This is a genomic window from Pseudomonas paraglycinae (genome assembly GCF_021601625.1).
Classification (GTDB): Bacteria; Pseudomonadota; Gammaproteobacteria; order Pseudomonadales; family Pseudomonadaceae; genus Aquipseudomonas; species Aquipseudomonas paraglycinae.
Genome location: NZ_BQHR01000019.1, coordinates 12,976 through 38,478, shown reverse-complemented (window position 1 = coordinate 38,478; position 25,503 = coordinate 12,976). Strand labels below are relative to the sequence as shown.

29 protein-coding genes, 1 tRNA gene and 1 pseudogene are annotated in these 25,503 nt (G+C 58.8%); 7 read left to right on the top strand and 24 right to left on the bottom strand.

From position 1 onward, the window contains the following. Nucleotides 1-11: 11 nt before the first annotated feature. The 4 genes from L6D82_RS23870 (at nucleotide 12) to L6D82_RS23855 (ending at nucleotide 3,809) form a co-directional block, all read left to right on the top strand. A complete protein-coding gene (locus L6D82_RS23870) occupies nucleotides 12-1,388 on the top strand; it encodes an L-serine ammonia-lyase (RefSeq protein ID WP_236191796.1) in 1,377 nt (458 codons plus the stop codon). A 93-nt stretch (nucleotides 1,389-1,481) separates the two neighbouring features. Continuing rightward, on the top strand, nucleotides 1,482-2,606 hold the full coding sequence (gene gcvT / locus L6D82_RS23865) for a glycine cleavage system aminomethyltransferase GcvT (RefSeq protein ID WP_236191795.1): 1,125 nt from the start codon (nucleotides 1,482-1,484) through the stop codon (nucleotides 2,604-2,606). A 404-nt stretch (nucleotides 2,607-3,010) separates the two neighbouring features. Further along, nucleotides 3,011-3,223, top strand: a complete 213-nt coding sequence (locus tag L6D82_RS23860; RefSeq protein WP_011335634.1) for a cold-shock protein — start codon at nucleotides 3,011-3,013, stop codon at nucleotides 3,221-3,223. Between the two features lie 97 nt (nucleotides 3,224-3,320). After that, complete coding sequence (locus L6D82_RS23855) at nucleotides 3,321-3,809, top strand: RDD family protein (protein WP_236191794.1); 489 nt, start codon at nucleotides 3,321-3,323, stop codon at nucleotides 3,807-3,809. A gap of 58 nt (nucleotides 3,810-3,867) precedes the next feature. Here L6D82_RS23855 and nadA read toward each other — a convergent pair whose 3' ends face one another. From nadA to L6D82_RS23760, 19 genes and pseudogenes are all read right to left on the bottom strand, one after another. Next, entirely contained in the window at nucleotides 3,868-4,926 is a 1,059-nt protein-coding gene (gene nadA / locus L6D82_RS23850) for a quinolinate synthase NadA (RefSeq protein ID WP_085689392.1), read from the bottom strand. 271 nt (nucleotides 4,927-5,197) lie between these two features. Then, nucleotides 5,198-5,273 (bottom strand) — tRNA-Lys (locus L6D82_RS23845). A 63-nt stretch (nucleotides 5,274-5,336) separates the two neighbouring features. Continuing rightward, entirely contained in the window at nucleotides 5,337-6,029 is a 693-nt protein-coding gene (gene queC / locus L6D82_RS23840; RefSeq protein WP_236191793.1) for a 7-cyano-7-deazaguanine synthase QueC, read from the bottom strand. A gap of 1 nt (nucleotide 6,030) precedes the next feature. Further along, on the bottom strand, nucleotides 6,031-6,678 hold the full coding sequence (gene queE / locus L6D82_RS23835; protein WP_007951198.1) for a 7-carboxy-7-deazaguanine synthase QueE: 648 nt from the start codon (nucleotides 6,676-6,678) through the stop codon (nucleotides 6,031-6,033). 164 nt (nucleotides 6,679-6,842) lie between these two features. After that, nucleotides 6,843-7,682, bottom strand: coding sequence for a tol-pal system protein YbgF (gene ybgF, locus L6D82_RS23830; RefSeq protein ID WP_102717265.1), 840 nt, complete (start codon nucleotides 7,680-7,682; stop codon nucleotides 6,843-6,845). A 6-nt stretch (nucleotides 7,683-7,688) separates the two neighbouring features. Then, nucleotides 7,689-8,186, bottom strand: a complete 498-nt coding sequence (gene pal, locus L6D82_RS23825) for a peptidoglycan-associated lipoprotein Pal (RefSeq protein ID WP_003178634.1) — start codon at nucleotides 8,184-8,186, stop codon at nucleotides 7,689-7,691. Between the two features lie 52 nt (nucleotides 8,187-8,238). Continuing rightward, nucleotides 8,239-9,519: a Tol-Pal system beta propeller repeat protein TolB gene (gene tolB / locus L6D82_RS23820; RefSeq protein WP_162831782.1), complete on the bottom strand. Its 1,281-nt coding sequence runs from the start codon at nucleotides 9,517-9,519 to the stop codon at nucleotides 8,239-8,241. A 17-nt stretch (nucleotides 9,520-9,536) separates the two neighbouring features. Continuing rightward, complete coding sequence (gene tolA / locus L6D82_RS23815; RefSeq protein WP_236191792.1) at nucleotides 9,537-10,616, bottom strand: cell envelope integrity protein TolA; 1,080 nt, start codon at nucleotides 10,614-10,616, stop codon at nucleotides 9,537-9,539. Then, entirely contained in the window at nucleotides 10,616-11,068 is a 453-nt protein-coding gene (gene tolR, locus L6D82_RS23810) for a protein TolR (RefSeq protein ID WP_162130475.1), read from the bottom strand. Before tolR ends, tolA begins: the two co-directional genes overlap by 1 nt. Before the next feature lie 23 nt (nucleotides 11,069-11,091). Further along, nucleotides 11,092-11,787: a protein TolQ gene (gene tolQ / locus L6D82_RS23805; RefSeq protein ID WP_007912733.1), complete on the bottom strand. Its 696-nt coding sequence runs from the start codon at nucleotides 11,785-11,787 to the stop codon at nucleotides 11,092-11,094. Beyond that, the gene (gene ybgC / locus L6D82_RS23800) at nucleotides 11,777-12,244 is read right to left on the bottom strand and encodes a tol-pal system-associated acyl-CoA thioesterase (RefSeq protein WP_236191791.1); all 468 of its coding nucleotides are present in this window, start codon (nucleotides 12,242-12,244) and stop codon (nucleotides 11,777-11,779) included. Before ybgC ends, tolQ begins: the two co-directional genes overlap by 11 nt. Nucleotides 12,245-12,371: 127 nt before the next feature. Then, complete coding sequence (gene ruvB / locus L6D82_RS23795; RefSeq protein WP_085745203.1) at nucleotides 12,372-13,433, bottom strand: Holliday junction branch migration DNA helicase RuvB; 1,062 nt, start codon at nucleotides 13,431-13,433, stop codon at nucleotides 12,372-12,374. Further along, nucleotides 13,434-14,042 carry a Holliday junction branch migration protein RuvA gene (ruvA, locus tag L6D82_RS23790; protein ID WP_007951205.1) on the bottom strand — a complete coding sequence of 203 codons (609 nt, stop codon included), beginning with the start codon at nucleotides 14,040-14,042 and terminating at the stop codon, nucleotides 13,434-13,436. A 114-nt stretch (nucleotides 14,043-14,156) separates the two neighbouring features. After that, complete coding sequence (ruvC, locus tag L6D82_RS23785; protein ID WP_007912737.1) at nucleotides 14,157-14,684, bottom strand: crossover junction endodeoxyribonuclease RuvC; 528 nt, start codon at nucleotides 14,682-14,684, stop codon at nucleotides 14,157-14,159. Nucleotides 14,685-14,785: 101 nt separating this feature from the next. Continuing rightward, nucleotides 14,786-15,532: a YebC/PmpR family DNA-binding transcriptional regulator gene (locus tag L6D82_RS23780; protein WP_003227527.1), complete on the bottom strand. Its 747-nt coding sequence runs from the start codon at nucleotides 15,530-15,532 to the stop codon at nucleotides 14,786-14,788. Between the two features lie 124 nt (nucleotides 15,533-15,656). Beyond that, the gene (gene aspS, locus L6D82_RS23775) at nucleotides 15,657-17,432 is read right to left on the bottom strand and encodes an aspartate--tRNA ligase (RefSeq protein WP_007951209.1); all 1,776 of its coding nucleotides are present in this window, start codon (nucleotides 17,430-17,432) and stop codon (nucleotides 15,657-15,659) included. Nucleotides 17,433-17,540: 108 nt separating this feature from the next. Continuing rightward, nucleotides 17,541-17,762, bottom strand: a complete 222-nt coding sequence (locus L6D82_RS23770; protein WP_007951210.1) for an FmdB family zinc ribbon protein — start codon at nucleotides 17,760-17,762, stop codon at nucleotides 17,541-17,543. Nucleotides 17,763-17,875: 113 nt separating this feature from the next. Next, nucleotides 17,876-18,223: pseudogene (locus tag L6D82_RS23765) on the bottom strand (ribbon-helix-helix domain-containing protein). Between the two features lie 245 nt (nucleotides 18,224-18,468). After that, on the bottom strand, nucleotides 18,469-18,939 hold the full coding sequence (locus tag L6D82_RS23760) for a Dps family protein (protein WP_039766007.1): 471 nt from the start codon (nucleotides 18,937-18,939) through the stop codon (nucleotides 18,469-18,471). A gap of 309 nt (nucleotides 18,940-19,248) precedes the next feature. Here L6D82_RS23760 and L6D82_RS28575 point away from each other — a divergent pair, with 309 nt between their 5' ends. Further along, the gene (locus L6D82_RS28575; RefSeq protein ID WP_007951213.1) at nucleotides 19,249-19,851 is read left to right on the top strand and encodes a cold-shock protein; all 603 of its coding nucleotides are present in this window, start codon (nucleotides 19,249-19,251) and stop codon (nucleotides 19,849-19,851) included. Between the two features lie 95 nt (nucleotides 19,852-19,946). Here L6D82_RS28575 and L6D82_RS23750 read toward each other — a convergent pair whose 3' ends face one another. The 3 genes from L6D82_RS23750 to L6D82_RS23740 all read right to left on the bottom strand — a co-directional run bounded on the left by L6D82_RS23750 (nucleotide 19,947) and on the right by L6D82_RS23740 (nucleotide 21,406). Next, on the bottom strand, nucleotides 19,947-20,153 hold the full coding sequence (locus L6D82_RS23750; protein WP_007951214.1) for a SlyX family protein: 207 nt from the start codon (nucleotides 20,151-20,153) through the stop codon (nucleotides 19,947-19,949). Nucleotides 20,154-20,156: 3 nt separating this feature from the next. Beyond that, nucleotides 20,157-20,582 carry an HIT family protein gene (locus L6D82_RS23745; protein WP_236191790.1) on the bottom strand — a complete coding sequence of 142 codons (426 nt, stop codon included), beginning with the start codon at nucleotides 20,580-20,582 and terminating at the stop codon, nucleotides 20,157-20,159. A 470-nt stretch (nucleotides 20,583-21,052) separates the two neighbouring features. Beyond that, nucleotides 21,053-21,406, bottom strand: coding sequence for a hypothetical protein (locus L6D82_RS23740; protein ID WP_127799562.1), 354 nt, complete (start codon nucleotides 21,404-21,406; stop codon nucleotides 21,053-21,055). A gap of 75 nt (nucleotides 21,407-21,481) precedes the next feature. Here L6D82_RS23740 and L6D82_RS23735 point away from each other — a divergent pair, with 75 nt between their 5' ends. Beyond that, a complete protein-coding gene (locus L6D82_RS23735; RefSeq protein WP_236191789.1) occupies nucleotides 21,482-22,840 on the top strand; it encodes an OprD family porin in 1,359 nt (452 codons plus the stop codon). Between the two features lie 123 nt (nucleotides 22,841-22,963). On the opposite strand, the gene L6D82_RS23730 is transcribed toward L6D82_RS23735, so the two are convergent. Continuing rightward, nucleotides 22,964-23,803, bottom strand: a complete 840-nt coding sequence (locus L6D82_RS23730; protein WP_007951217.1) for a mechanosensitive ion channel family protein — start codon at nucleotides 23,801-23,803, stop codon at nucleotides 22,964-22,966. 138 nt (nucleotides 23,804-23,941) lie between these two features. Continuing rightward, nucleotides 23,942-24,427 carry a YajQ family cyclic di-GMP-binding protein gene (locus L6D82_RS23725; protein ID WP_007951218.1) on the bottom strand — a complete coding sequence of 162 codons (486 nt, stop codon included), beginning with the start codon at nucleotides 24,425-24,427 and terminating at the stop codon, nucleotides 23,942-23,944. Between the two features lie 140 nt (nucleotides 24,428-24,567). On the opposite strand from L6D82_RS23725, the gene L6D82_RS23720 reads away from it, so the two are divergent. Next, entirely contained in the window at nucleotides 24,568-25,485 is a 918-nt protein-coding gene (locus L6D82_RS23720; protein ID WP_085745208.1) for a putative 2-dehydropantoate 2-reductase, read from the top strand. The last annotated feature ends 18 nt before the right edge of the window (nucleotides 25,486-25,503 follow it).

Here is a 25,503-nt window from a genome sequence, read left to right as displayed (position 1 = left end):
GGAGAACAACCATGTCGTTAAGCGTGTTCGACCTGTTCAAGATTGGCATCGGCCCCTCCAGCTCCCACACCGTCGGCCCGATGCGCGCAGCTGCGCGCTTCGTCGAAGGCCTGCGTCGGGAAAACCTGTTGTCGGCCACCACCAGCGTCAGGGTCGAGTTGTACGGATCCCTCGGCGCCACTGGCAAGGGTCACGGCAGCGACAAGGCCGTGCTGCTGGGCCTGGAAGGTGAACACCCGGACACCGTGGATACCGAAACCGTCGCCGCCCGTCTCGCGGAGATTCGTGGCAACGGGCGTTTGAACCTGCTCGGTGAACACAGCATTGCGTTCAACGAGAAAGAACACCTGGCAATGATCCGCAAGCCGTTGGCCTATCACCCCAACGGCATGATCTTCCGCGCCTTCGATGCGGCGGGATTGCAGATCCGCAGCCGCGAGTACTACTCGGTCGGCGGTGGGTTTGTGGTCGACGAAGACGCGGCCGGCGCCGACCGGATCGTCGAAGACGCCACCCCGCTGACCTTCCCGTTCAAAAGTGCCAAGGACTTGCTCGGTCACTGCGCCACCTACGGGCTGTCGATCAGCCAGGTGATGCTGACCAACGAAAGCGCCTGGCGCCCGGAAGCGGAAACCCGCGCCGGCCTGCTGAAAATCTGGCAAGTGATGCAGGACTGCGTGGCCGCCGGCTGTCGCAACGAAGGCATCCTGCCGGGTGGGCTCAAGGTCAAGCGGCGGGCGGCGGCGTTGCACCGGCAACTGTGCAAGAACCCGGAATCGTCGCTGCGCGATCCGCTGTCGTTGCTGGACTGGGTCAACCTCTACGCCCTCGCCGTCAACGAAGAAAACGCCAACGGCGGGCGCGTGGTCACGGCACCAACCAATGGCGCAGCGGGGATCATCCCTGCGGTGCTGCATTACTACATGCGCTTCATTCCCGGTGCGAACGATGACGGCGTGGTGCGCTTCCTGCTCACCGCCGCGGCCATCGGCATTCTGTACAAGGAAAACGCCTCGATCTCCGGTGCCGAAGTCGGTTGTCAGGGCGAGGTCGGCGTGGCCTGTTCGATGGCGGCCGGCGCGTTGTGCGAAGTCCTTGGCGGCAGCGTGCAACAAGTCGAAAACGCCGCTGAAATCGGCATGGAACACAACCTCGGCCTGACCTGTGACCCGATTGGCGGGCTGGTGCAGGTGCCGTGCATCGAGCGCAACGCCATGGGTTCGGTCAAGGCGATCAACGCCGTGCGCATGGCCATGCGCGGAGACGGGCAGCACTTCGTCTCCCTCGACAAGGTCATCCGCACCATGCGCCAGACCGGCGCCGACATGAAAAGCAAATACAAGGAGACCGCCCGTGGCGGTCTGGCGGTCAACATTATCGAGTGCTGATCGCGCCATAAACTCGCTCTCCCTTTGGGAGAGAACACAAAACTGGCCCCCTCTCCCTCCGGGAGAGGGTTGGTGTGAATCAAGGAGTCACGCATGTCCACCGAACAACTGTCGAAAACCCCGCTGCACGCTCTGCACATCGAACTCGGCGCCCGCATGGTGCCGTTCGCCGGCTACGACATGCCGGTGCAATACCCGCTGGGCGTGATGAAAGAACACCAGCACACCCGTGAGCAGGCCGGGCTGTTCGATGTCTCGCACATGGGCCAGATCCGCCTGACCGGCGCCAATGCCGCCAAAGCCCTGGAAACCCTGGTGCCGGTGGACATCATCGACCTGCCGGTGGGCATGCAGCGCTACGCGATGTTCACCAACGAAACCGGCGGCATCCTCGATGACCTGATGGTCGCCAACCTCGGCAATGACGAGCTGTTCCTGGTGGTCAACGCCGCGTGCAAGGACCAGGACCTGGCCCATCTGCAGAAACACATCGGCGACCAGTGCAAGATCGAGCAACTGTTCGAAGAACGCGCCCTGCTCGCCCTGCAAGGCCCGGCTGCCGTGACCGTGCTGGCGCGCCTGGCGCCGGAAGTGGCGAAAATGACTTTCATGCAATTCACCCGCGTGAAGCTGCTGGGCGTTGACTGCTTTGTCAGCCGTTCGGGCTACACCGGTGAAGACGGTTTCGAAATCTCGGTTCCGGCAGCCGACGCAGAAAAACTCGCCCGCGCCCTGCTCGCCGAACCGGAAGTCGCCGCCATCGGCCTCGGCGCCCGTGACTCGCTGCGCCTGGAAGCCGGCCTGTGCCTGTACGGCCACGACATGAACACCGAGACCACCCCGATCGAAGCCAGCCTGCTGTGGGCAATCTCCAAGCCTCGGCGTGCCGATGGTGCACGTGCCGGTGGTTTCCCGGGTGCAGAACAGGTCTTCGCTCAACAGCACAACGGCGTTCAGCGCAAACGCGTCGGCCTGCTGCCGCAAGAGCGTACGCCGGTCCGTGAAGGTGCAGAGATCGTCAACGACGCTGGCGAAATCGTCGGCAGCGTGTGCAGCGGCGGTTTCGGCCCGACCCTGGGCGGTCCGTTGGCCATGGGTTACCTGGACAGCGCCTACGTCGCACTCGACACGCCAGTTTGGGCGATTGTTCGTGGGAAAAAGGTGCCATTGCTTGTAAGCAAAATGCCATTTGTTCCACAACGCTACTATCGCGATTGATTGACTGTTTCTATAAGTAACGCGATTGCGTTATGCGTGCACTAATGTGTAACGCGATCGCCATAAAACAGTGCACTCCGTTTACATTCGATTCGAATATGAACTTGGCTTATAACGTTCGAAAACAATTGAACAAGCCAATCGAATAAGCCGGACTAGTGGACCGACTAAGTACCAGCAAGCGCAGGAAAACCGGGGCCTTCGCGGGGCTTGTTTTTCCTCCCGTAGTTGGCGTAGAGTTTGTCCACTGTGTTTGCATGGGTCAGCTTGGAATCGTGACCTGGGCAGTAGCCTACAAGTTAGCTACATCCCGTTCGACGTCTTCTTACTCTCCTGCAACCAGCCCCAGTACTCTTTCATGAGAAGGAGACTGTCATCAATTTTTGCGTCAAAGGAAATAAGAAATGTCCCAACGTCAGAGCGGTACCGTCAAGTGGTTTAACGACGAGAAAGGTTTTGGTTTTATCACTCCAGAAAGCGGTCCGGATCTGTTCGTGCATTTCCGCGCCATTCAGGGCAACGGCTTCAAGAGCCTGAAAGAAGGCCAGAAAGTGACCTTCGTTGCAGTGCAAGGCCAGAAAGGCATGCAAGCTGACGAAGTCATCGCAGAAGCCTGATTTTCTGTAACGAAAAAGCCCCTGATATTGATATCAGGGGCTTTTTTGTGGGCGCAAATCCGTAAAATGGCGCTTCACTTTCCGTCCAGAGGCTGCCATGTCGAAACACCTGCTCACTCCCCAGGGCGATTTCCCCGCCGTCGGCCTGGGCCGTCGTCTGGCAGCGATGTTCTATGACTTTCTGCTGTGCACCGCCCTGCTGATCGTGACAGGTGGCGTCTACAAGATGATTCAGGCCGCGATCATCGGTGAAGAGCGTCTGCGGGTTCTGACCGACGCCGGGCAACTGGATGGCGATCCACTGTACTCCACGGTGCTGCTGCTGGTGTTGTTCGGCTTCTTCGCCAAGTTCTGGACTTACGCCGGACAGACCCTGGGCATGCAGGTCTGGGGCATTCGCGTGCAGAACGCCGATGGCACCGCGATCAGCCTGTGGCAGGCGTTGCTGCGATTCATGGTGTCGATTGCGTCGTGGCTGTGCCTGGGCCTGGGGTTCTTCTGGTCGCTGTTCGACAAACAGAAACGCGCCTGGCATGACATCTACTCCGACACGAAGCTCGTGCGAATTCCGAAGAAAACCAAGTAATCGTCCAGATGCAAAAACGCCCCGATCCAATCGGGGCGTTTTTGTTTGCGTCTCAAGGTCAGGCGTTGCCGGCCAGTTTCATGCGCGCGGCTTGAGTGAAATCGAGCATGCGCTTGAGCGGGCGGATCGCCTGGGGAATGAGAGCCGGGTCGACGAAGATCTCGTTCGAGCCCTCCTTCAGGCACTTGAGCGTGCGCTCAAGGGTGTTCATGGCCATCCACGGGCAATGTGCGCAACTGCGACACGCCGCGCCGTTACCGGCGGTTGGCGCTTCGATGAAGACCTTGTCCGGGCACAGCTGCTGCATCTTGTAGAAGATGCCGCGGTCGGTAGCGACGATCAGAGTCTTGTTCGGCAGCGATTGCGCGGCAGCAATCAACTGACTGGTGGAGCCGACGGCGTCCGCCAGTTCGATCACCGAGGTCGGCGACTCCGGGTGCACCAGAATGGCGGCGTCCGGGTACAGCGCTTTCATGTCTTCCAGCTGCTTGGACTTGAACTCTTCGTGGACGATGCAGGCACCGTCCCAAAGCAGCATGTCGGCGCCGGTTTTACGCTGGATGTAGGTGCCCAGATGCTTGTCCGGGCCCCAGATAATGGTTTCGCCGTTGTCCATCAGGCTCTCGACGATTTCCAGTGCGCAACTGGAGGTCACTACCCAGTCGGCGCGGGCTTTGACCGCGGCCGAGGTGTTGGCATACACCACCACGGTGCGCTCCGGATGCTGATCGCAGAACGCCGAGAACTCATCCACCGGGCAACCCAGATCCAGCGAGCAGGTCGCTTCCAGAGTCGGCATCAGCACGCGCTTTTCAGGATTGAGAATCTTCGCGGTCTCGCCCATGAATTTCACGCCGGCAACCACTACGGTCTTGGCCGGATGGGCGTTGCCGAAGCGAGCCATTTCCAGGGAATCGGAAACGCAACCGCCGGTTTCTTCGGCGAGGGCCTGGATGATCGGATCGCAATAAAAGTGGGCAACCAGCACCGCGTCCTGAGCCTTGAGCTCGGCGGCGATGGCGGAACGGTAATAAGCCTCTTCCTCGGCCGTCAGCGGCTTGGGCTGCTTGGCGTCGAGGTGGGCTTGTACCAGAAGGCGTTCGGAAATCTGCGTCATGTTCGCAAGACCTGCAGGCGCATTCGCGCGAAAGTCGAGTATACACCCGGCTCCGGACCGCTTGAGGGTACCGCCGGGAGAGTGAGTATTATCAGGCACGGACAGCGTTGGAGCTGCGCAAGGCTACAGAATATCCCGTTGATACAAAAGATGATTCTGACCTGCGTCACGGCGGGAAGAAACGAAGGGAGGGATGCCCGAATCGCAGGCAAAAAAAAACCCGGAAATCCTCACTTTCGTGGGCCTTCCGGATTTTCTAAACCGCCAAATATGGTGGGTCGTGTGGGATTCGAACCTACGACCAATTGGTTAAAAGCCAACTGCTCTACCAACTGAGCTAACGACCCGCTGTGTGGTGGCGCGTATAATACTGATTTTTAAGGACTATTCAACACCTAATTTGAAAAAAATCAAAAATAAGGTGTCGGGTCGCTGATTCCGGCCGCTGCGAAGCCTTCTGCACGCAGTCGGCAGCTGTCGCATTTGCCGCAAGCGCGGCCATCATCGTCGGCCTGATAGCAGGAAACAGTCAGCCCGTAATCAACGCCAAGCTTCACGCCCGCCTGGACGATCTGCGCCTTGCTCAGGTTCTGCAGCGGTGCCTGGATGCGGAAACCATTGCCTTCGACGCCAGCCTTGGTTGCCAGATTGGCCATGCGCTCGAACGACTCGATGAACTCCGGACGGCAATCCGGGTAACCGGAGTAGTCCACCGCGTTGACGCCGATAAAGATGTCACGGGCGCCGAGCACTTCAGCCCAGCCCAGAGCCAGCGACAGGAAAACCGTGTTGCGCGCCGGCACGTAAGTCACCGGGATGCCTTCGCCCAGCTCTTCCGGGATGTCGATACTGGTGTCGGTCAAGGCCGAACCGCCCATGCCGTTCAGGTTCAGGCCGATCACCTTGTGCTCGACCACGCCCAGATCGCGGGCAACGCGAGCAGCAGCATGCAGTTCGGCGTTGGAACGCTGACCGTAATCGAAACTCATGGTGTAGCAGGCGTAGCCTTCAGCGCGGGCCATGGCCACGACAGTGGCGGAATCCAGACCACCCGACAGCAGGATTACCGCACGTTTCTGGCTAGTGTTCAGTTGTTCAGTCATCTCAGCGCCCCGGCTCATCATTCCATAGATATTTATGCAGCTGCAGTTGCAGGCGCACTGGCAGGTTATCCGCCACCACCCAGTCCGCCAGATCCCGAGCGTTCAGGTCGTGGTGACTTGGAGAAAACAGCACTTCACCCGCACGTCGCTCAAGACCGTACTGGATCAGCTTCGATACCGCCCAGTCGTAGTCCTCCCTCGAGCAGATGACAAACTTCACCTGATCGTTGGGCGTCAGCAGTTCGATGTTCTCGTAACGGTTGCGATGGGCTTCTTTGGAGTCAGGCGTCTTCAGGTCGACCACCCGACTGACTCGCGGATCGACCGCCGAAATATCGAGGGCGCCGCTGGTTTCCAGCGAGACTTCGTAGCCGGCATCGCACAACTGCTTGAGCAAAGGGATGGCATTGGGTTGTGCCAGCGGCTCACCGCCAGTGACACAGACGTAGCGCGGGCGAAAGCCGGCCACTTGCTCGAGGATGTCGTCGAGGGTACGGATCGTGCCACCGCTGAACGCGTAGGCGCTGTCGCAGTATTGGCAACGCAACGGGCAACCGGTCAGGCGCACGAAAACAGTGGGCAGCCCGGCAGTCCGCGTTTCCCCCTGCAACGAGTAGAAAACTTCGGTGATTCTCAATGTGTCTTGCATAGTCGCCACGGGCGTAACAGCTAAACAGGCTGTCCGCCTCCGTCAGGCACTTCAGGCAACCCCGCCAACGCGTAGATCACCAGAAGCGTGTTTCATAAAAGGGCGTGAATTCTAACGAAAAAACCCGCGACAAGCGCGGGTTTCTTCCAAACGGGTCAAAGCTGTTACATGCGTTGCAGATCGCGCTGGGCCAATTGAGCGGCGGAGGTACCCGGATACTGGGCCACCACCTGCTGCAGAATGCCTTTGACCTTGTCGGTATGACCGAGGCGCCGTTCTACGTCAGCCAGCTTGTACAGCGAATCCGGCACTTTGGCGTGCTTGGGATACAGCTGCGACACCTTGGCGAAAGCCTGACCTGCACCTTGCAGATCGCCTTTGGCCAGGTTCACTTCACCCAACCAGTACTGGGCGTTGCCCGCGTATTGGCTGTTCGGGTATTTACGCAGGAAAGCGGCAAACGCCTGGCTGGCCTTGTCGAAATCCTTGGCCTTGATCAGGTCGAAAGCTGCATCGTAATACAGCTTTTCCTTGGCCGGATCAGCCGGTTCGCTACCTGCGGCAGGTGCCTGGGCGGCCGCAGCGGCCCCGGCTCCAGCGGCGGCACCGGCAGCAGCACTTGCATCGCCACCGGCAGAAGAATTCTCGGGAGTCGCGGCAGGTGCAACGCCGGATCCTATGCGCCGATCAAGATCCTGGTATCGCTCCAGGGATTCCTGCTTCATGCGCGAAACTTGGTTCTGCAGTTCTTCGATCACGCCTTGCTGGCGCGATATCTGATCCTGCATTTGTTGCAGTTGGTTGAACAGCATGCCGTTTGCCGAGGCAGGGGCCGAAGCCGCTCCCCCGGCATAGGCGCCGTTCGTACCGTAACCTGCAGGCGGATAACTGCTCCCGCTATTGTTATAACCGGAGTTGTCATCGACCACAGGAACCGCAGCCCATGCCGCAAGCGGCGCGAGGCTGAGAGCCAGAACAGTTACAGCACGACGGCACGTTCGCATATCGAATTACTTACGCAGTTCGACGCGACGGTTTTGAGCCCAGGACTGCTCGTCGTTGCCGGTAGCAACTGGACGCTCTTCGCCGTAGGAAACCAGTTCCAGCTGAGCTGGGGAAACACCTTGCAGTACCAGGTAGCGCTGAACGGCTTTCGCACGACGCTCGCCCAGTGCCATGTTGTACTCACGAGTACCACGTTCGTCGGTGTTGCCTTCCAGAACAACGCGAGCGCCGTTTGCTTTCAGGTCTTTGGCGTGAACGTCCAGAGCGCGCATGGCTTCTGGCTTCAGGTCCGAGCTGTCGTATTCGAAGTAGAAGGTGGTGATTGCGCGCAGAGCAGCTTCTTCGCTCAGGGAACCGTCAACTGCACCAGTGTTTGCGCCGTAACCAGCGTTTGGATCAACAGCGCCTTCACCGGCGTTGTCGCCGCCTTTGGACGAGCAACCTACAGCTACAGCCATGGCCAGAGCCAGCGCAGCAAATTTACCAAACTTCAGCATTTCCATCGTGAAACTCCTAATGAACCCCAGTGTGTTAAGTAAAACGTAAAGCGCCGCGTCAGTTCAGGTAAGGGGACCAGGACGGTTCTCTGACTTCGCCTTGAGCGGTAGGAAGCGGGAGCCTCACGCGTCCATTAATGGACACGAGCATCAAGACTCCCCGGCCCTGCTGGCGGGTGGCGTAGATTACCATGGTGCCGTTGGGCGCAACAGTAGGCGACTCGTCCAGAGTGCTATCAGTGAGGATTTTTACACTTCCGCGCTGCAAATCCTGGGCCGCCACTTTGAAATTGGTGAAACCGTCCTGACGATGGATCATCACCAGGGTCTTTTCATCCGCCGAAAGCTTGGGGTTGGCGTTGTAGTTGCCCACGAACGTCACACGCTCGGCACCACCGCCACCGGCACTGGTCTTGTAGATCTGCGGCTTGCCACCACGGTCGGAGGTGAAGTAGATGGTCGAACCATCCTTGCCCCAGTACGGTTCGGTGTTGATGCCAGGACCTGCGGTCACACGGGTGATCTGACGCGAACCGAGGTTCATCACGTAGATGTCCGGGTTACCATCTTTCGACAGCACGAACGCCAGGCGATTGCCGTCCGGCGACCAGGCTGGCGCGCCATTCAGGCCTTCGAAGTTGGTGATCTGCTCGCGGCGACCGGTGTCGATGTTCTGCATGAAGATGCGCGGACGCTTCTGCTCGAACGACACGTAGGCGATACGCTTGCCGTCCGGTGCAAAACGCGGCGACAGGATCGGCTCGCGCGATTGCAGCAGGGTCACGGCGCGGGCGCCGTCATAGTCCGAGCGCTGCAGGGTGTAACGGGTGTTCTTCTCGGAGAAACGCTCGGCTGTGACGTACAGCAGGCGAGTCGAGAATGCACCTTTAATACCGGTCAGCTTTTCGAACGACTGATCGGAGATGAAGTGCGCCATGTCACGCAGTTGTTCGGTGGTACCGGACACACTGCCGTCAGCCACTTTCTGCTCGGTGGCGACGTTGAACAGAGCCCACTGCACCTGCAGACGGCCACCGGCCGGCGCGATGCTGCCGACCATCATGTATTGCGCGCCCACCGCCTTCCAGTCACGGAAGATGATTTCGCTCGGCTGGCTTGGCTGGCTGATCATGTTTTGCTTTGGAATCGGCGAGTAATAGCCCGAGTTGCGCAAATCGTTACCAATGATTTCAGCCATGTCATCCGGCAGGACGGCACCGCCCTGAAAACCGAACGGTACGACGGCGATCGGCGTTGCCCGATCGCTGCCGCTGGTGACCAGAATGTTCTTTTCATCCGCCATCGCGATCCCTGCCATGCAGCAGATCACGACCAGCATTCCTCGAAGAAGGTTTCTCACAAGGCTAGATCCTCAGGTGTGAATGTCATCTTGAATGAACGATACGGAGCGAAATCGCTCGGCTTGATTCCCTGCATTTCCGTCAAACGTCCAATATTCTTGACCGCTGCCACTGCCGACGCATCGAACGGACCGTCGCCACTGGACTTGGCCACGCTGACCGAAGTCACCGTACCGTCCGGCAACATGCCGATCTGCAGCACAACCGTCATGCCTTTGCGTGCCGAAGGTGGACGTGCCCAGCCTTCCGCTGCCCGCGCACGAATCAGGTCATCGAAACTCCCCGCGACTTCATCGCCCTGCTCATCGGCCAAGGCCTGCTGGCGCTGCGGCGTGTCGGAAAGCAAATCTGCCAGGGCCTGAGCCTTTTTGTCTTCGGCGGATTTACGTGCCGCGTCCTGCGCTTTCTTCTTCGCAGCATCGGCAGCAGCTTTCTTCTTCGCGTCTTCGGCGACTTTCTTCTTCGCCTCTTCAGCTTCAGCTTTCTTCTTGGCGTCTTCGGCGGCTTTCTTCTTCGCGTCTTCGACGATCTTCTTCTTGGCTTCTTCAGCGGCCGCTTTCTTGGCCTCTTCTTCAGCAGCCTTCTTGGCTTCTTCTTCGGCTTTCTTCTTGGCTATATCAGCCAATTGTTTCTCTTCTGCCTTCTTGGCTTCGGCGGCTTTCTTCGCGTCGTCGGCTTTCTTGGCTTCATCAGCCTTCTTCGCCTCGTCCGCTTTCTTCGCCTCATCGGCCTTCTTGGCTTCCTCGGCCTTTTGAGCCGCTTCTTCTTTCTTTTGTTCCGCAGCCTTCACCGCTTCCTGCTCGACCTTTTTCTGCTCCATCTGCTCGACTTCGGTCTGGCGTGCGGCGGATTTCTTCGCCTCACCCGCAATCTTCTGATTGGTCTGGGTGGTTGCCTGACTTTTCGATTTCAGCTGGTACAGGGTCGCTTGGACAATCGGCTTGGCCGGCGGCAGCTCCGGAGTCAGGGCGAAACTGACGAATAGCATGCCGAACACCAGCACGTGCAAGCCAATCGCCCAGACACTAGGCCAGAAGTAGCTTTCCGAGGCGGACGGCTCTCGCTGTTGCTGCATCAGGGCGCCTCGGTGATCAAGCCAACGTTACCGACCCCGGCTTTCTGCAACCCGCCCATGGCGCCCATGACGGAGCCATAATCGACGGACTTGTCGCCACGGATGAAGACCTGGGTACGCTTGCCGCCTTCAGTGCCGGCGCGAATGATCTTGGTCACCGCGTCGGTCATCTGTGGCAGGGTCATGGCCCGGTCCTGCTGCTTCTCGGTGTCGACTTCGCTGCCAAGGTTCCAGTAGTAGGTCTTGTCCGACTTGATCGAAATGGTCAGCACCTGGGTGTTGTTGTCCTGCGGCAAGGCTTCGCTGGAAACCTTGGGCAGATCCACTTTCACGCCCTGATTGAGCATCGGCGCAGTCACCATGAAGATGACCAGCAGCACCAGCATCACGTCGATGTAAGGCACTACGTTCATCTCGGCGACCGGCTTGCGCTTGTGTCGGGCTCGAGTGATTAAAGCCATCGGGAAATACCTGCTTATTCTTCGCTGGTGTGCACTTTGCGGTGCAGGATCGCCTGGAATTCATCGGCGAAGGTGTAGTAGCGGCTCAGCAAGGTTTCGCTGCGGGCAGAGAAACGGTTGTAAGCGATAACGGCCGGGATCGCGGCGAACAGACCGATCGCGGTGGCGATCAGGGCTTCGGCGATGCCGGGTGCGACGGTGGCCAGAGTGGCCTGCTGGGCGCTGGCCAGACCACGGAAGGAGTTCATGATCCCCCAGACGGTACCGAACAGACCGATGTACGGGCTGACGGAACCGACGGTGGCGAGGAACGGCAGGCTCTGCTCGAGCTTTTCTTCTTCACGGGAGATGGCGACGCGCATGGCACGGGCCACACCTTCCATTACCGCTTCAGGGTCGACACCTGGCTGCTGACGCAGACGGGAGAACTCCTTGAAGCCGGCACGGAAGATCTGCTCGACACCCGAATCCGGATCCGGGTTGCTGCCGGCCTGACGGTAGAGTTTGGACAGGTCGATACCCGACCAGAAGCGCTCCTCGAAGCTCTCCAGGGCACGTCGACCGGCGCGCAGCAGGTTGCTGCGCTGAAAGATCATGATCCATGAGGTCACCGATGCGGCTACCAGGGTCAACATTACCAACTGCACCACGATGCTGGCATTGCTGACCAGGCTCCACATGGAGGAATGGTCGACGACGTTAGCTTCCACGCTTTATCTCCTGCTTTGAGTGTGTACCCGTGCCGACCGCGTCGGCAAAGGCCGCACGCAGGTCTTCGGGAAGGGCCCGGGGTTTCAAACTGTTAGTGCGCACACAGGCCACCAGAAACTGCCCTTCGCAGAGCAGCACATTATCCGTTGCCCGCCTGACCTGCTGTCGAAAGCGCAGGCTGACACGGTTCAATTCGATTACATCAGCGCTTACCAGAAGCTCGTCGTCCAGTCGCGCCGGCGCGTGATAACGCGCTTCGCTGGAATGCACGACGAACAACAGGTCCTCCCCTGCCAGCGCCGACTGGGCAAAGCCCAGCTCCCGGAGCCGCTCGGTTCGAGCCCGTTCCATAAACTTGAGGTAATTAACGTAATACACGATGCCGCCCGCATCGGTGTCCTCGTAATAAACGCGACAACGATGTGCGAACGGCTCAAGCCCGTTTTGCGCGCGCATACTCTAGTGCTTACTCCTCGGGTTGCCAATCCGGCCAGGCAACTGTTTTTCATTGTTCGAAGGCTTTACCGCAAAAGTACCGTCCTGAGACAGTACAAACGCTGAATAAATCGACAATAAATGTGTATTAATCGTCCACGGCATCGAGAAACTCGTCTACCACGGGCATCTCGCCCATTCGTGTCGGAATGTTTAAACCAAAATGCAAGTACGCGTGACGAGTAACCACCCTGCCCCGCGGCGTCCGCATGATGTAACCCTGCTGAATCAGATATGGCTCCAGCACGTCTTCAATGGTGTGCCGTTCTTCGCTGATCGCTGCCGCCAGACTGTCGATGCCCACCGGACCACCGTCGAATTTCTCGATCATGGTCAACAGCAGACGCCGGTCCTGATGATCGAAGCCATGTTCGTCGACATCCAGCAGGTTCAGCGCCAGATCCGCGACAGCCTTGGTGATGTGGCCCTTGGCGCGGACTTCGGCGAAATCCCGCACCCGGCGCAACAGTCGGTTGGCGATCCGCGGCGTACCACGGGCGCGGCGGGCAATCTCGAACGACCCTTCCGGATCCAGCGGCAGGCCGAGGATGCTCGCCGAACGGCTGACAATCGTTGCCAGGTCTGCGGTGCTGTAGAACTCGAGACGCTGGACGATACCGAAACGGTCGCGCAACGGGTTGGTCAGCATGCCCGCCCGCGTGGTCGCACCGACCAGAGTGAACGGCGGCAGATCGAGCTTGATCGAACGCGCCGCCGGCCCTTCACCGATCATAATGTCGAGCTGGAAGTCTTCCATCGCTGGGTACAGCACTTCTTCGACGATCGGCGAGAGGCGATGGATTTCATCGATGAACAGCACGTCGTGCGGCTCAAGATTGGTCAAGAGCGCCGCCAGATCCCCCGGACGTTCCAGCACCGGGCCGGAAGTGCTCTTGATCGACACGCCCATTTCCTGGGCGATGATGTTGGCCAGCGTGGTTTTACCCAACCCCGGCGGACCGAAGATCAGGGTGTGGTCGAGGGATTCGCTACGGCCACGGGCGGCCTGGATAAACAGTTCCATCTGCTCGCGAACGGTCGGCTGGCCGATGTATTCGGCCAGGCTGACGGGACGTATCGCCCGATCCTGGACTTCTTCGCGCTCACGCGGACTGTGCGTGGCGGCGATCAGACGATCAGCTTCAATCACTTAAATCATTCCCTTCAGGGCGCGTCGAATCATGTCTTCGCTGCTCAGGCCTTTCTCTTTGATCGCGGAAATCGCCTTGCTCGCTTCCTGTGGCTTGTAGCCCAGGGAAATCAGCGCGCTGACCGCATCGTTCTCGGCGGTGTTGACCGGCGCCGGGCCGTCCGGCTGGTTCGGCACCAATGCGAACATGGCCGGCGAGGTTTCCCAGGCCTTGAAGCGATCCTTGAGTTCGACCAGAAGACGCTCGGCAGTTTTCTTGCCCACGCCCGGCACCTTGGTCAACGCCGAGGTGTCCTGGGACTGCACGCAGCGGATCAGCTCGTCGACTTCCAGACTCGACATCAAGGCCAGGGCCAGTTTCGGCCCCACACCATTGAGACGGATCAACTCGCGAAAAAAGTCTCGCTCACGCTTGCCGGCAAAACCATAGAGTAACTGCGCGTCTTCGCGTACGACCAAATGGGTGTGCAAGGTCAGCGGTTCACCGACCGACGGCAGACGATAAAGGGTGGTCATGGGCACTTCCAGCTCATACCCGAGGCCGTTTACATCCAGAATCAGGTGCGGCGGCTGTTTCTCAGCCAGAGTGCCGCGCAAGCGTCCAATCACGTTTCAGATCCTTGAGCGTTGGCCAGCCGTGGGCTGGCGACCGACAGAACATGGATTGACGGCCGACGACCCAGGCGCGAAATCCACATTCCGTGAAATTGACTGCTGATGCTATCAGAGACGCAGGCGCCCGCCACGACTGCGTGCCGCTCCCAAGCCGTGCGGCAACAGACTGGAGCGGGTGTGGGCGTGACAAATGGCAATCGCCAGGGCATCCGATGCGTCGATTTGCGGTTTGCTGGTCAGCTTGAGCATGTGCATGACCATCATCTGCACCTGCTCTTTATTGGCAGCGCCAGTCCCCACCACAGCCTGCTTGACCTGGGTGGCCGTGTACTCGGCGATTTCCAGGCTTTCTTCGGCGCCGGCAACGATAGCGGCCCCACGGGCCTGCCCGAGCTTCAGCGCCGAATCGGCGTTTTTCGCCATGAACACCTTTTCGATGCCCATGGTGACCGGGCCGTAGGTCTGGATGATTTCCCTCACGCCGCGATAGACGATCTGCAACCGCTCATGCAGCTCGCCGGCACCGGTGCGGATACAACCCGAGGCGACATAGATACAACCGCCGCGTCCGGTATCGCGAACAATGCCGTAACCGGTAATGCGCGAACCGGGGTCGATACCAAGAATTAAAGTCATAAGCCTGCTGGTTCGAAAAAACACAAAAACAAATGTGGGAGATTCCGGGTTTGAGGGAAAGCCTCAGACCCGGAATCTCCCACATTGAATCGTAGTCGCTCTCAACCGAGCTGAGCGGCCACGTCTTCCGGAATATCCGCGTTGGAGTAGACGTTCTGCACGTCGTCCAGGTCTTCCAGCATGTCGATCAGCTTGAGCACCTTCTCGGCGCCCTCCAGATCCAGTTCGGCGCTGGTGGTCGGCTGCATGACGATTTCCGCGTCATCACCCTTGAAGCCAGCGGCTTCCAGGGCATTGCGTACCGCGTAGAAACTGGTGAACGAGGTGAACACGTCGATCGAGCCGTCTTCGTGGCTGACCACATCGTCAGCATCGGCTTCCAGCGCCGCTTCCGTCAGCGCATCTTCGTCAACGCCCGGGGCAAAGCTGATCTGACCCTTGCGTTCGAACAGATAGGCTACCGAACCGTCGGTACCGAGGTTGCCACCACACTTGCTGAACGCATGACGCACGGCCGCTGCGGTGCGGTTGCGGTTGTCGGTCATGCACTCGACCATCACCGCCACGCCACCCGGGCCGTAACCTTCGTAGGTCAGCTCTTCAACGTTGTCGGCTTCGGTCGCGCCGGCGCCACGGGCCACGGCACGGTCGATGATGTCGCGGCTCATGTTGGCGCCCAGTGCCTTGTCCAGTGCCAGACGCAGACGCGGGTTGGAGCCCGGATCACCGCCGCCCTGACGGGCCGCCACGGTCAGCTCGCGGATCCACTTGGTGAAGATCTTGCCTCTCTTGGCATCCTGGCGTTCTTTGCGGTGCTTGATGTTCGCCCACTTGGAATGACCTGCCATAACTCGCTCCGAATTCTCTTGAACAATGCCCGCCATGCAAGTGCATCGGCCAGCAAAAAAATCTTGTTTTCAATCACTGCAGAAAGAAAAAAGGCGCATCCGAAGATGCGCCTTCAGGCCCGTCTTACTCGGCCTTTGGCGTTTCGCGCAAACGAATGTGCAATTCGCGCAATGCCTTCGCATCCACGACACCCGGCGCCTGCGTCATCACGTCGGCAGCACTCTGGGTTTTCGGGAAGGCGATCACTTCACGGATCGACTGGGCGCCGGTCATCAGCATCACCAGACGGTCCAGACCGAAGGCCAGACCACCGTGCGGCGGCGCGCCGTATTTCAGGGCGTCGAGCAGGAAGCCGAACTTCTCTTCCTGTTCCGCTTCGTTGATGCCCAGCAGACGGAACACCGCCTGTTGCATCTCTTTACGGTGGATACGGATCGAACCGCCGCCCAGCTCGGTGCCGTTCAGCACCATGTCGTAGGCACGGGACAGAGCGCCGGCCGGGTTGGCTTCCAGCTCTTCCGGCGAGCACTTCGGCGCGGTGAACGGGTGGTGCAGCGCCGAGAAGCTGCCGTCGTCGTTCTCTTCGAACATCGGGAAGTCGACGACCCACATCGGCGCCCATTCGCAGGTCAGCAGCTTCAGGTCGTGACCGAGCTTGATACGCAGCGCGCCCAGGGCTTCGCTGACGATCTTGGCCTTGTCGGCGCCGAAGAACACGATGTCACCGTCGACTGCGCCAACGCGATCGAGGATCACGTTCAGGTTGGCTTCCGGGATGTTTTTCACGATCGGCGATTGCAGACCGTCAACACCGGCAGCACGCTCGTTGACCTTGATGTACGCCAGGCCCTTGGCACCGTAGATGCCGACGAACTTGGTGTAGTCGTCGATCTGCTTGCGCGGCATGCTCGCCCCGCCTGGTACGCGCAGTGCGGCGATACGGCATTTCGGATCGTTGGCAGGGCCGCTGAAGACCTTGAAATCAACTTCTTTCAGCTGATCGGCCACGTCGACCAGCTCCAGCGGGTTACGCAGGTCCGGCTTGTCGGAACCGTAACGGCGCATGGCTTCTTCGAACGTCATGTGCGGGAATTCACCGAATTCCAGATCCAGCACTTCCTTGAACAGGTTGCGGATCATGCCTTCGGTCAGGCCCATGATGTCTTTTTCGTCGAGGAAGCTGGTCTCGATGTCGATCTGAGTGAACTCAGGCTGACGGTCGGCACGCAGGTCTTCGTCGCGGAAGCACTTGGCGATCTGGTAGTAGCGGTCGAAGCCGGCAACCATCAGCAGTTGCTTGAACAGCTGTGGCGATTGCGGCAGCGCGAAGAACGAACCGGCGTGGGTACGGCTCGGCACGAGGTAGTCGCGCGCGCCTTCCGGCGTGGCACGGGTCAGGATCGGCGTTTCGACGTCGAGGAAGCCGTTCTCGTCCAGGTAGCGACGGATGCTGGTGGTCATGCGCGAACGCAGACGCAGCTTCTCGGCCATTTCCGGACGACGCAGGTCCAGGAAGCGATAGCGCAGACGGGTTTCTTCGCCAACGTCGGAGAACTCGTTCAGCGGGAACGGCGGGGTTTCCGACTCGTTCAGCACTTCGAGTTCGTAGCCCAGCACTTCGATCATGCCCGACGCCATGTTGGCGTTGGTGGCACCGGCCGGACGCAGACGCACCTTGCCGGTGATCTTCACGACGTATTCGCTGCGCACGCGATCGGCGGCGGCGAAGCTCTCGGCGCGATCCGGATCGAACACTACCTGGGCCAGACCGTCACGATCACGGATATCGAGGAAAATCACCCCGCCGTGGTCGCGACGACGGTGAACCCATCCGCAAAGGGTAATTTCCTGGCCTTCCAGGCTTTCGTTCAGTTGGCCGCAATAATGGCTGCGCATCATGGTAGTGGTTCGCTTCTCGTAATTCGAAATTCGGTGGAGATCCCGCTGCACTCAAGCACTGTGCAACTAGTGGAAACTCGCGCGTGTCGTTCGACCTGGGTTTGAACCCTAGTCAGATTTGTCGCCACCGGCCAGATTCTTCTTCGCGCCGGTCTTGAAATCGGTTTCGTACCAGCCGCTGCCGCTGAGGCGAAAGCCCGGCATCGACAGCTGCTTCTTGAGTTCCGGCGCCTGGCAGGCAGGACAATCGACCAGTGGTGCGTCGCTGATCTTTTGAATGGCTTCCAACTGATGACCACAGGAAGCACATTGGTAATCGTACATCGGCATGGGGTTGTCTCGGCAATCAGATTGCCAGCACGCGCAGGGCTGTGCGGCGAAAGAGCGGGATTATATCCATTAAATGCGGCCTGTGCAGCCGGAAGACTGCACAGGCCGTCTCGTCAGTGACATCCCGCGCCGTGCATCCCCGGAGAATCCCGTAGACCATGCACCACACACACCACCCGTATCAGACCGCTGAAGTTTTTCACCCCGCCATGGCGCAGGTGAACTTCACGATCGACACGGGACAACAGCGTGCCGACCGAACAGCAATTGTCCTCGGCCATCCGGCCCAGGATGTTCCAGTAAACCTACTCCAGCCGCATGCAGGTCGCGAACCCGTTCAAGCGTACCGATCGGGACAACGGCCGGATCAGCTCCATGTCGAACCCGCCGAGAAACGGCTCCTCGAACTTGTCCTGCTGTAAAACGACAGCAATGTCGCCTCGCCTGTCTCCACCTTCCATATTGCTGACACTCCTTTGTCATTTCTGCGCCTGTGATCAAGGCGAAATCCTGAGATCTCATTAAAAGCGCAGGTGCAAAGGCAGATCCAGATGACTTTTTGACCATCCACGTAGGATAAGCCAACGCGATACGGAGGATCATGGAGCGGTGGGGTGTCTTCCTTGTTTCCTACCGTCGTGAGTGAAATTTCCGGGGGAACAAGAGAACAGCGCACGAACCATGAATGTCCATGCGCTTCCCTTCATCAAGCCTCGAGCAGTGCGCGCAACATCCACGCGGTTTTCTCGTGAACCTGCATGCGCTGGGTCAGCAGGTCGGCGGTTGGCTCATCGCTGACTTTATCCAGCAAAGGGAAAATCCCCCGCGCCGTGCGGGTGACTGCTTCCTGACCTTCGACCAGCTGCTTGATCATGTCTTCGGCACTCGGCACGCCCACCTCTTCTTTAATGGAGGAAAGACGTGCATAAGTCGCATAGGCGCCCGGCGCTGGGAAACCCAGCGCCCGGATGCGTTCGGCGATCGAGTCGACCGCCAGTGCCAGTTCGTTGTATTGCTCCTCGAACATCAGATGCAGGGTCCGGAACATCGGCCCGGTGACGTTCCAGTGGAAGTTGTGAGTCTTCAGATACAGCACGTATGTGTCGGACAGCAGGCGCGAGAGCCCTTCGACGATGGATTTGCGGTCTTCTTCACTGATACCGATATCGATTGCCATGCTTACCCCCTAACGGCGATTGAAATTCATCCAGCAGGTGTCGGTTCACTGTAGCAAGGCCACCCCCACCCCGCAGCCCCCGTATCGACCCGATAGAGGCGACAAATCGTCCCACGCGTTGCCGCTGGCCGGCGTGATTTGAGTAGCCGCAGGCTTTGCTGTTAAATAGGCAGTGTGTCGCTACGCCCCGTTTTCCGGGCCTGCGCATAGGCTGATGCCGTGCACGTGTCCAACGCCTCTTATTGTTCCGAAGCGAACCGTGCGCCTTCAGCTCTTCCTTGTGAGCCGTCATAACGTGAGTCAATAAAAATGTTGAAAATCGTCCACCTGCTAATGGGCGCAGCAGCCTTGCTGCTGTCCTTCATACCCAGCCTGAAGTCCGAAGCGGTACCTTACCTGCAACAACCCGATGCACTTTACCTGGCCTTTTTCGGCCTGCTGAACCTGATCCTTGCACCAGTTATCCCTTACTGGAACAAAGGTCCGCGCCAGCATCTGCAAAATCTGGTCAGCGCCCTGCTGGTCCTGACCGTTGTCCTGCAAACACTGACCCTGATCGCGCCGATGCCTGTCATCGCCGGCCAGCCAGCCGTGCTGTTCAGCCTGGTGATCGCACTGGTCGCCGTGGTTCTGCACCTGGCCGTCAGCTTCTACAAATCCTCCCCGGCCGCCGCCGCGCAAAGCTACGACATGAGCAACCGCGATACCGGCACCGTCAAGTGGTTCAATACCTCCAAGGGCTTCGGCTTTATCTCCCGGGATTCCGGCGATGATATTTTCGTGCACTTTCGCGCCATCCGTGGCGAAGGCCACCGCGTTCTGGTCGAAGGCCAGCGCGTGGAGTTCTCGGTGATGAACCGTGACAAGGGCCTGCAGGCCGAGGACGTGATCGCCGCCCTGCCGCGTCGCTGATCCAAGTCTCCCGCAATAAAAAAACCGCGAACAGCCAGGCTGTTCGCGGTTTTTTAATGAATGCGGTTTTTAACGGGAGCACGCCCGCGCACTTCTCAATAGTGTGGCGGCGGTGCGTCTTCTTCGAAAGAACCGAACTGGCCCACCATCTCTTCCTGGCGCTTGAGTACCGCTGCCATCTGCAATTGCAGACGCTCGACCACTCGCTGCTGCTCCACCAGCACATCGTTCAATGCCTGAATGGTGTCGTCCTGAAACGCCAAGCGACTTTCCAGCTCGGTAACACGTTGTTCGAGGCTCATCACTCAGCCCTCCAGAAAGGTGAAATCTTCGTCCAGCACCAGACGCAGGCGCTCGCGGATCGCGGCCACTTGCTCGGCAGTGTAAGGCCTGGCGGGATGTTTGCCCCAGACCGGTGCCGGCCAGGCCGCATCGTCCCGCTTACGCACGATCACATGCATATGCAGTTGGCTGACCACATTACCCAGGGTCGCGACATTCATCTTGTCGGCGTCGAAGGAATCCTTGAGCACCTCGGCCAGGGCCGTGGTTTCCTGCCACAGGCGCTGCTGGTCGGCGACATCCAACTGAAACAACTCGCTGATATCGTCGCGGCGAGGCACCAGGATGAACCACGGGTAGTTGGCGTCGTTGGACAACAGCAGTCGGCAAAGCGGGAAATCGCCGATAGTCAGCGTGTCCTGTTGAAGTCGTGGATCTAAAGCAAACACTGCGCGCACTCCCGGCGAAATGACCTGTTTTCAGCTTAGCGCCCCGCTGTGAAAGCAGCGCGCCAAGCGACTGGACGGCAGCATACCTGCGATTGGAGTGACCTTCACGGCGAACAGCGTTGCCACAAGAATTCCTCCACGCCCCGGAATGTGACATTTATGCCTCGCGTGCACCAGGACAGAACCGGAAATGCGAATAAATCGAGCAAAATGACCGGCGCACACCTCAGCGTTTACGTTCATCCAGCGACCCAACTGTATGAATTCAGTACAGCCTTTGAATTTTTTTGCACCAAAACCGCACAGTGCGTCTACGCTCAGTGCGTCGGGCATCCGCCGAATACTCACCGACGGGGTGAACCGGTAACGTTTTTGGTTGTCGCGCTGCGACTTTCAGGGAGCAACACCATGCGAAGGACGGCGTCAAGCCTGTTTGAAAGGCCCTCGAAGCCCCCGGTTTTATGAGGTTTTTACAGCGTCAGACGCGCACCTTGAAAAAAACCGGAACAATTCAGCGGTTTGTGCACGCTTGTTGCATTCATACCCATATGGACTATAAGCGCACCACAAGAAGTGGATGCCTTGAGCCCCATAAAAACAGTGGCAGGGTTGCCCGATGGAGATTCAAGCGTTTTGCCAAGGGACTCTTTTTTACCGATGCTCAAGCTCTGTAAAACAGCGCTGAAGTTGTCAGTCCCATTGCATTTGGACTGTAAATTTGCGACATCTACCAAGCCGTTTGCGACACGCTCGTAAAGAAGCTGAAAGGTTGGATTCGCAAGTATCGCCAACATGGTCGGCGTGATATAAGTTTGCGCCGACACAAAAAGAAAGAGCCGCCCAGATAATAAAACAGGTGGGACGGCAGTACTCTTCTAAAACCAAAGGAGCAAATCACGATGCGCGTGATGAAGTGGAGCATGATCGCACTGGCAGTTGCTGCAGCTGCCAGTACTCAGATGGCTACGGCCGCACCGTTCGTAAGTGACCAGGCTGAAGCCAAAGGCTTTGTTGAAGACGCGAAAGCTGATTTGCTGATTCGCAACTATTACTTCAACCGTGACAACAAAGACCGTGCCCGGGACGTGAAAGACTGGACCCAAGGTATCTGGGGCAACTTCAGTTCCGGTTACACCCAAGGCACTGTTGGTGTCGGCGTTGATGCATTCGGTTACCTGGCCATTAAACTGGACGGCGGTGATGGCACCAGCGGTTCGGGCAACATGAGCCGTAGCGACACCCGCAACGCCAATGGTAGCCGCGACGTAAACGACAGCCAGGGTAAAGCCGGCGCTGCTGTTAAATTCCGCGTCTCCAAAACCGAGCTGAAATTCGGCGAAATGAGCCCGAGCACCTCTCCAGTGTTCGCTATTGGCGGTTCCCGTATCCTTCCTCAAGTGGCTACCGGCTTCCAACTGCAGAGCAGCGAAGTCAAAGACCTTGATCTCGAAGCCGGTCACTTCTACTCGGCTTCCAGCCAGGACAAAAACGATAGCCGCGGCGATCTGTATGCAACCTACGCGAATGGTGGCAGTGGTGTTGCAGCCAAGTCGATCGACTATTTCGGTGGCAAGTACGGCATCACCGAAAATCTTTCCGCATCGTTGTATGGCTCCAAGCTGGAAGACATTTGGAACCAGTACTACGCCAACGTGAACCTCACCACCCCGTTCGGTGGTGACACGTCGCTGAACACCGACTTCAACATCTACCGCACCACCGATACCGGTAAAGCGAACGCGGGCGACATCAGCAACACAACGTTCTCGCTGGCTACTGCTCTCTCGTTCCTGAAAGCACACACCATCACCCTGGCCTTCCAAAAGGTTAACGGCGATACCCCGTTCGACTACATCGGTGTGGGCAAGAACAACCGCGGCGGCGACTCGATTTTCCTCGCCAACTCCATCCAGTACTCCGACTTCAACGCTCCTAACGAGAAATCTGCCCAGATCCGTTATGACTTGAAAATGGCCGAGTACGGCGTTCCAGGTCTGAGCTTCATGACCCGTTACGTGAAAGGTTGGGACATCGACGGTACCAAAACTCCAGCAAACAGCACTTACGCCGGTATGTACGGTGAAGACGGCAAGCACAACGAAACCAACTTCGAAGCCAAGTACGTTGTTCAGTCCGGCCCGGCCAAAGACCTGTCCTTCCGTCTTCGTCAAGCCTGGCACTTCGCTAACGCCGACGAAGGTGAAGGCGACGTGAAAGAGTTCCGTCTGATCGTCGACTACCCGCTGTCGCTTTTGTAATCGCACCGAGTTAGTTGCGGTAACAAAACAAAAAGGCCCATCTTCGGATGGGCCTTTTTTATTGCCTGTCACTTGTAATAGATGCCTGACCGATAAGTCAGGCAATTAATTAGCAACCTATCATTACACCGCCGATTCCTGAACCACACGAATCACTCGTTGCGGAAAAGGAATATCAATGCCTGCAGTCTTTAAACGATCACGGGACTGTTCGTTAAACATGAACATCACATCCCAGTAATCCGCGGTTTTAACCCAGACGCGCAGAGAAACAGTGATCGAACTGTCACCCAGTGTCGAAATAACAGCCTGAGGTGCCGGATCCTGCAGAACACGATCATCCTTGGCCAGATCCAGCAGCACCTGACGGGCCTTTTGCAGATCGGCTTCGTAATCCACACCTACGTCGAACACAACCTTGCGGGTCGGCTGACGGTTGGTGTTGGTGATGATGCCGTTCGACAGGTTGCCGTTCGGCACGATGATGGTCTTGTTGTCACCGGTGCGCAGCACGGTGTGGAAGATCTGGATGCTGTCGACAGTACCCGCCACACCCTGGGCTTCGATCCAGTCACCGATGCGGAACGGACGGAACAGCAGAATCAGCACGCCGCCGGCGAAGTTCGCCAGGCTGCCCTGCAACGCCAGACCGATGGCTAGGCCGGCCGCACCGATCGCCGCGACGAACGAGGTGGTCTCGACGCCGATCATCGATGCCACGCTGACAATCAGCAGTACCTTGAGAATGATGTTGGCCAGGCTGCTGATGAAACCTTGCAGGGCCAGGTCGGCATTGCGCAGGGCCAGCAGGCCGCCGAGCTTTTGCGTGACCTTGTTGATCAGCCACCAGCCGATGGCCAGGGTAATCACCGCCAGCAACACGCGGCTGCCGTATTCCATGATCATCGGAATCCACGCCTGGGACGCCTTGACCAGGTTGTCCACCTCAGCATTCAAATCCATCTTTTATCTCCTGATTGCCGGCTTCCCGGGCTGTAAAAAACCAGCGGCAGAAAGACCGGGCCGTAAAGGGCTCAATCGTTTCTGCCGTTGCTTGGGCCTCGGACGCTGTAAACGCCGAGAGGTTCCCGACCGAAAAGCTTAGTCGCGGAAGTTGTTGAACTGCAGTGGCATGCCGAATTCCTTGGCACGCAGGGCCGCGATGGCTTCCTGCAGGTCGTCACGCTTCTTGCCGGTCACACGCACCTGCTCGCCCTGAATGGCGGCCTGTACCTTGAGCTTGGCTTCCTTGATGTGGCCGACGATCTTCTTCGCCAGTTCCTTGTCGATGCCTTCCTTGAGGACGGCGTCCTGCTTCATCAGCTTGCCCGAGGCGAAGGAGTCTTTGACTTCGAGGCACTGCACATCGATCTTGCGCTTGACCAGGGCCAGCTTGAGGATCTCGATCATCGCTTCCAGCTGGAAATCGGCTTCAGCGGTCAGGTGGACGGTCAGGTCCTTTTCCTTGAATTCAAAGCTGCCCTTGCCTTTCAGGTCATAACGACGATCGAGTTCCTTCACGGCGTTCTCGACCGCGTTGGTGAGTTCGTGTTTGTCCAGTTCGGATACCACGTCGAACGACGGCATGTAATCTCTCCAATAAAAAGGCGCGCTCGTACGGGACGCGGCGCGCTTGGCTTGCGGTTAAAATCGGGCTCATTATAACGGGTCTTTTCCCACCGACACGGCGAGCCTTGCATGCCTGTACCTTACCGAGTGAAAAACTGATGTCCACCCCCTGGCACGTCCTCGGCGCCGGAAGTCTGGGCACGCTCTGGGCCACACGTCTGGCCCGGGCCGGATTGCCGGTCCGGCTGATCCTGCGCGACCTCGACCGCCTGCACGACTATGCAACGGCGGGCGGCCTGACCCTCGTCGAACAGGGCGTGGCCAGCCATTACGCGATCCCCGGCGAAACCCCGGACAGTCCCGGCCCCATCCGTCGCCTGCTGGTGGCCTGCAAAGCCTACGACGCCGAAGCGGCCGTGGCCGGGCTTGCCCATCGCCTGGCACCGGACGCCGAACTGATTCTTTTGCAGAACGGCCTCGGCAGCCAGGAAGCAGTCGCCGCGCGAGTCCCGCAGGCCCGCTGCATCAGCGCCTCCAGCACCGAAGGCGCGTTTCGCGACGGCGACTGGCGCGTGGTATTCGCCGGCCACGGCTACACCTGGCTCGGCGACGCCGGTCATCCTGTCGCGCCGATCTGGCTGGACGATCTTGAGGCGGCAAAAATCCCCCATGAATGGAGCGCCGACATCCTCACCCGCCTGTGGCGCAAACTGGCGCTCAACTGTGCGATCAATCCGCTGACGGTGCTGCACGACTGCCGCAACGGCGGCTTGCAGCAACATCACTGCGAAGTCGCCACGCTGTGCGGCGAACTGACCGAGCTGCTCGAACGCTGCGGGCAACCGGCGGCGGCGGACAACCTGCAACAGGAAGTGGAGCGGGTGATCCAGGCCACGGCGGCGAATTTCTCGTCCATGTATCAGGACGTGGCCAGCAAACGCCGCACCGAGATCAGCTATTTGCTTGGGCATGCCTGCAAGGTTGCAGAGCGTCATCAGTTGAACCTGCCGCATCTCAAGCAGTTGCAGCAGCGCCTGACTGCCCATCTGCACAGTCTCGGATTGCCCGTCGACTGAGCAGCGGCTACGCTGGCC

What these genes read in the sequence shown, in the direction of transcription:
- L6D82_RS23870 (WP_236191796.1), top strand. Translation starts at nt 12, where the DNA reads ATGTCGTTAAGCGTGTTCGACCTGTTCAAGATTGGCATCGGCCCCTCC.
- gcvT (WP_236191795.1), top strand. Translation starts at nt 1,482, where the DNA reads ATGTCCACCGAACAACTGTCGAAAACCCCGCTGCACGCTCTGCACATC.
- L6D82_RS23860 (WP_011335634.1), top strand. Translation starts at nt 3,011, where the DNA reads ATGTCCCAACGTCAGAGCGGTACCGTCAAGTGGTTTAACGACGAGAAA.
- L6D82_RS23855 (WP_236191794.1), top strand. Translation starts at nt 3,321, where the DNA reads ATGTCGAAACACCTGCTCACTCCCCAGGGCGATTTCCCCGCCGTCGGC.
- nadA (WP_085689392.1), bottom strand. Translation starts at nt 4,926, where the DNA reads ATGACGCAGATTTCCGAACGCCTTCTGGTACAAGCCCACCTCGACGCC.
- queC (WP_236191793.1), bottom strand. Translation starts at nt 6,029, where the DNA reads ATGACTGAACAACTGAACACTAGCCAGAAACGTGCGGTAATCCTGCTG.
- queE (WP_007951198.1), bottom strand. Translation starts at nt 6,678, where the DNA reads ATGCAAGACACATTGAGAATCACCGAAGTTTTCTACTCGTTGCAGGGG.
- ybgF (WP_102717265.1), bottom strand. Translation starts at nt 7,682, where the DNA reads ATGCGAACGTGCCGTCGTGCTGTAACTGTTCTGGCTCTCAGCCTCGCG.
- pal (WP_003178634.1), bottom strand. Translation starts at nt 8,186, where the DNA reads ATGGAAATGCTGAAGTTTGGTAAATTTGCTGCGCTGGCTCTGGCCATG.
- tolB (WP_162831782.1), bottom strand. Translation starts at nt 9,519, where the DNA reads ATGCTGGTCGTGATCTGCTGCATGGCAGGGATCGCGATGGCGGATGAA.
- tolA (WP_236191792.1), bottom strand. Translation starts at nt 10,616, where the DNA reads ATGCAGCAACAGCGAGAGCCGTCCGCCTCGGAAAGCTACTTCTGGCCT.
- ybgC (WP_236191791.1), bottom strand. Translation starts at nt 12,244, where the DNA reads ATGCGCGCGCAAAACGGGCTTGAGCCGTTCGCACATCGTTGTCGCGTT.
- ruvC (WP_007912737.1), bottom strand. Translation starts at nt 14,684, where the DNA reads ATGACTTTAATTCTTGGTATCGACCCCGGTTCGCGCATTACCGGTTAC.
- L6D82_RS23780 (WP_003227527.1), bottom strand. Translation starts at nt 15,532, where the DNA reads ATGGCAGGTCATTCCAAGTGGGCGAACATCAAGCACCGCAAAGAACGC.
- aspS (WP_007951209.1), bottom strand. Translation starts at nt 17,432, where the DNA reads ATGATGCGCAGCCATTATTGCGGCCAACTGAACGAAAGCCTGGAAGGC.
- L6D82_RS23770 (WP_007951210.1), bottom strand. Translation starts at nt 17,762, where the DNA reads ATGCCGATGTACGATTACCAATGTGCTTCCTGTGGTCATCAGTTGGAA.
- L6D82_RS23760 (WP_039766007.1), bottom strand. Translation starts at nt 18,939, where the DNA reads ATGGCAATCGATATCGGTATCAGTGAAGAAGACCGCAAATCCATCGTC.
- L6D82_RS28575 (WP_007951213.1), top strand. Translation starts at nt 19,249, where the DNA reads ATGTTGAAAATCGTCCACCTGCTAATGGGCGCAGCAGCCTTGCTGCTG.
- L6D82_RS23750 (WP_007951214.1), bottom strand. Translation starts at nt 20,153, where the DNA reads ATGAGCCTCGAACAACGTGTTACCGAGCTGGAAAGTCGCTTGGCGTTT.
- L6D82_RS23735 (WP_236191789.1), top strand. Translation starts at nt 21,482, where the DNA reads ATGCGCGTGATGAAGTGGAGCATGATCGCACTGGCAGTTGCTGCAGCT.
- L6D82_RS23730 (WP_007951217.1), bottom strand. Translation starts at nt 23,803, where the DNA reads ATGGATTTGAATGCTGAGGTGGACAACCTGGTCAAGGCGTCCCAGGCG.
- L6D82_RS23725 (WP_007951218.1), bottom strand. Translation starts at nt 24,427, where the DNA reads ATGCCGTCGTTCGACGTGGTATCCGAACTGGACAAACACGAACTCACC.
- L6D82_RS23720 (WP_085745208.1), top strand. Translation starts at nt 24,568, where the DNA reads ATGTCCACCCCCTGGCACGTCCTCGGCGCCGGAAGTCTGGGCACGCTC.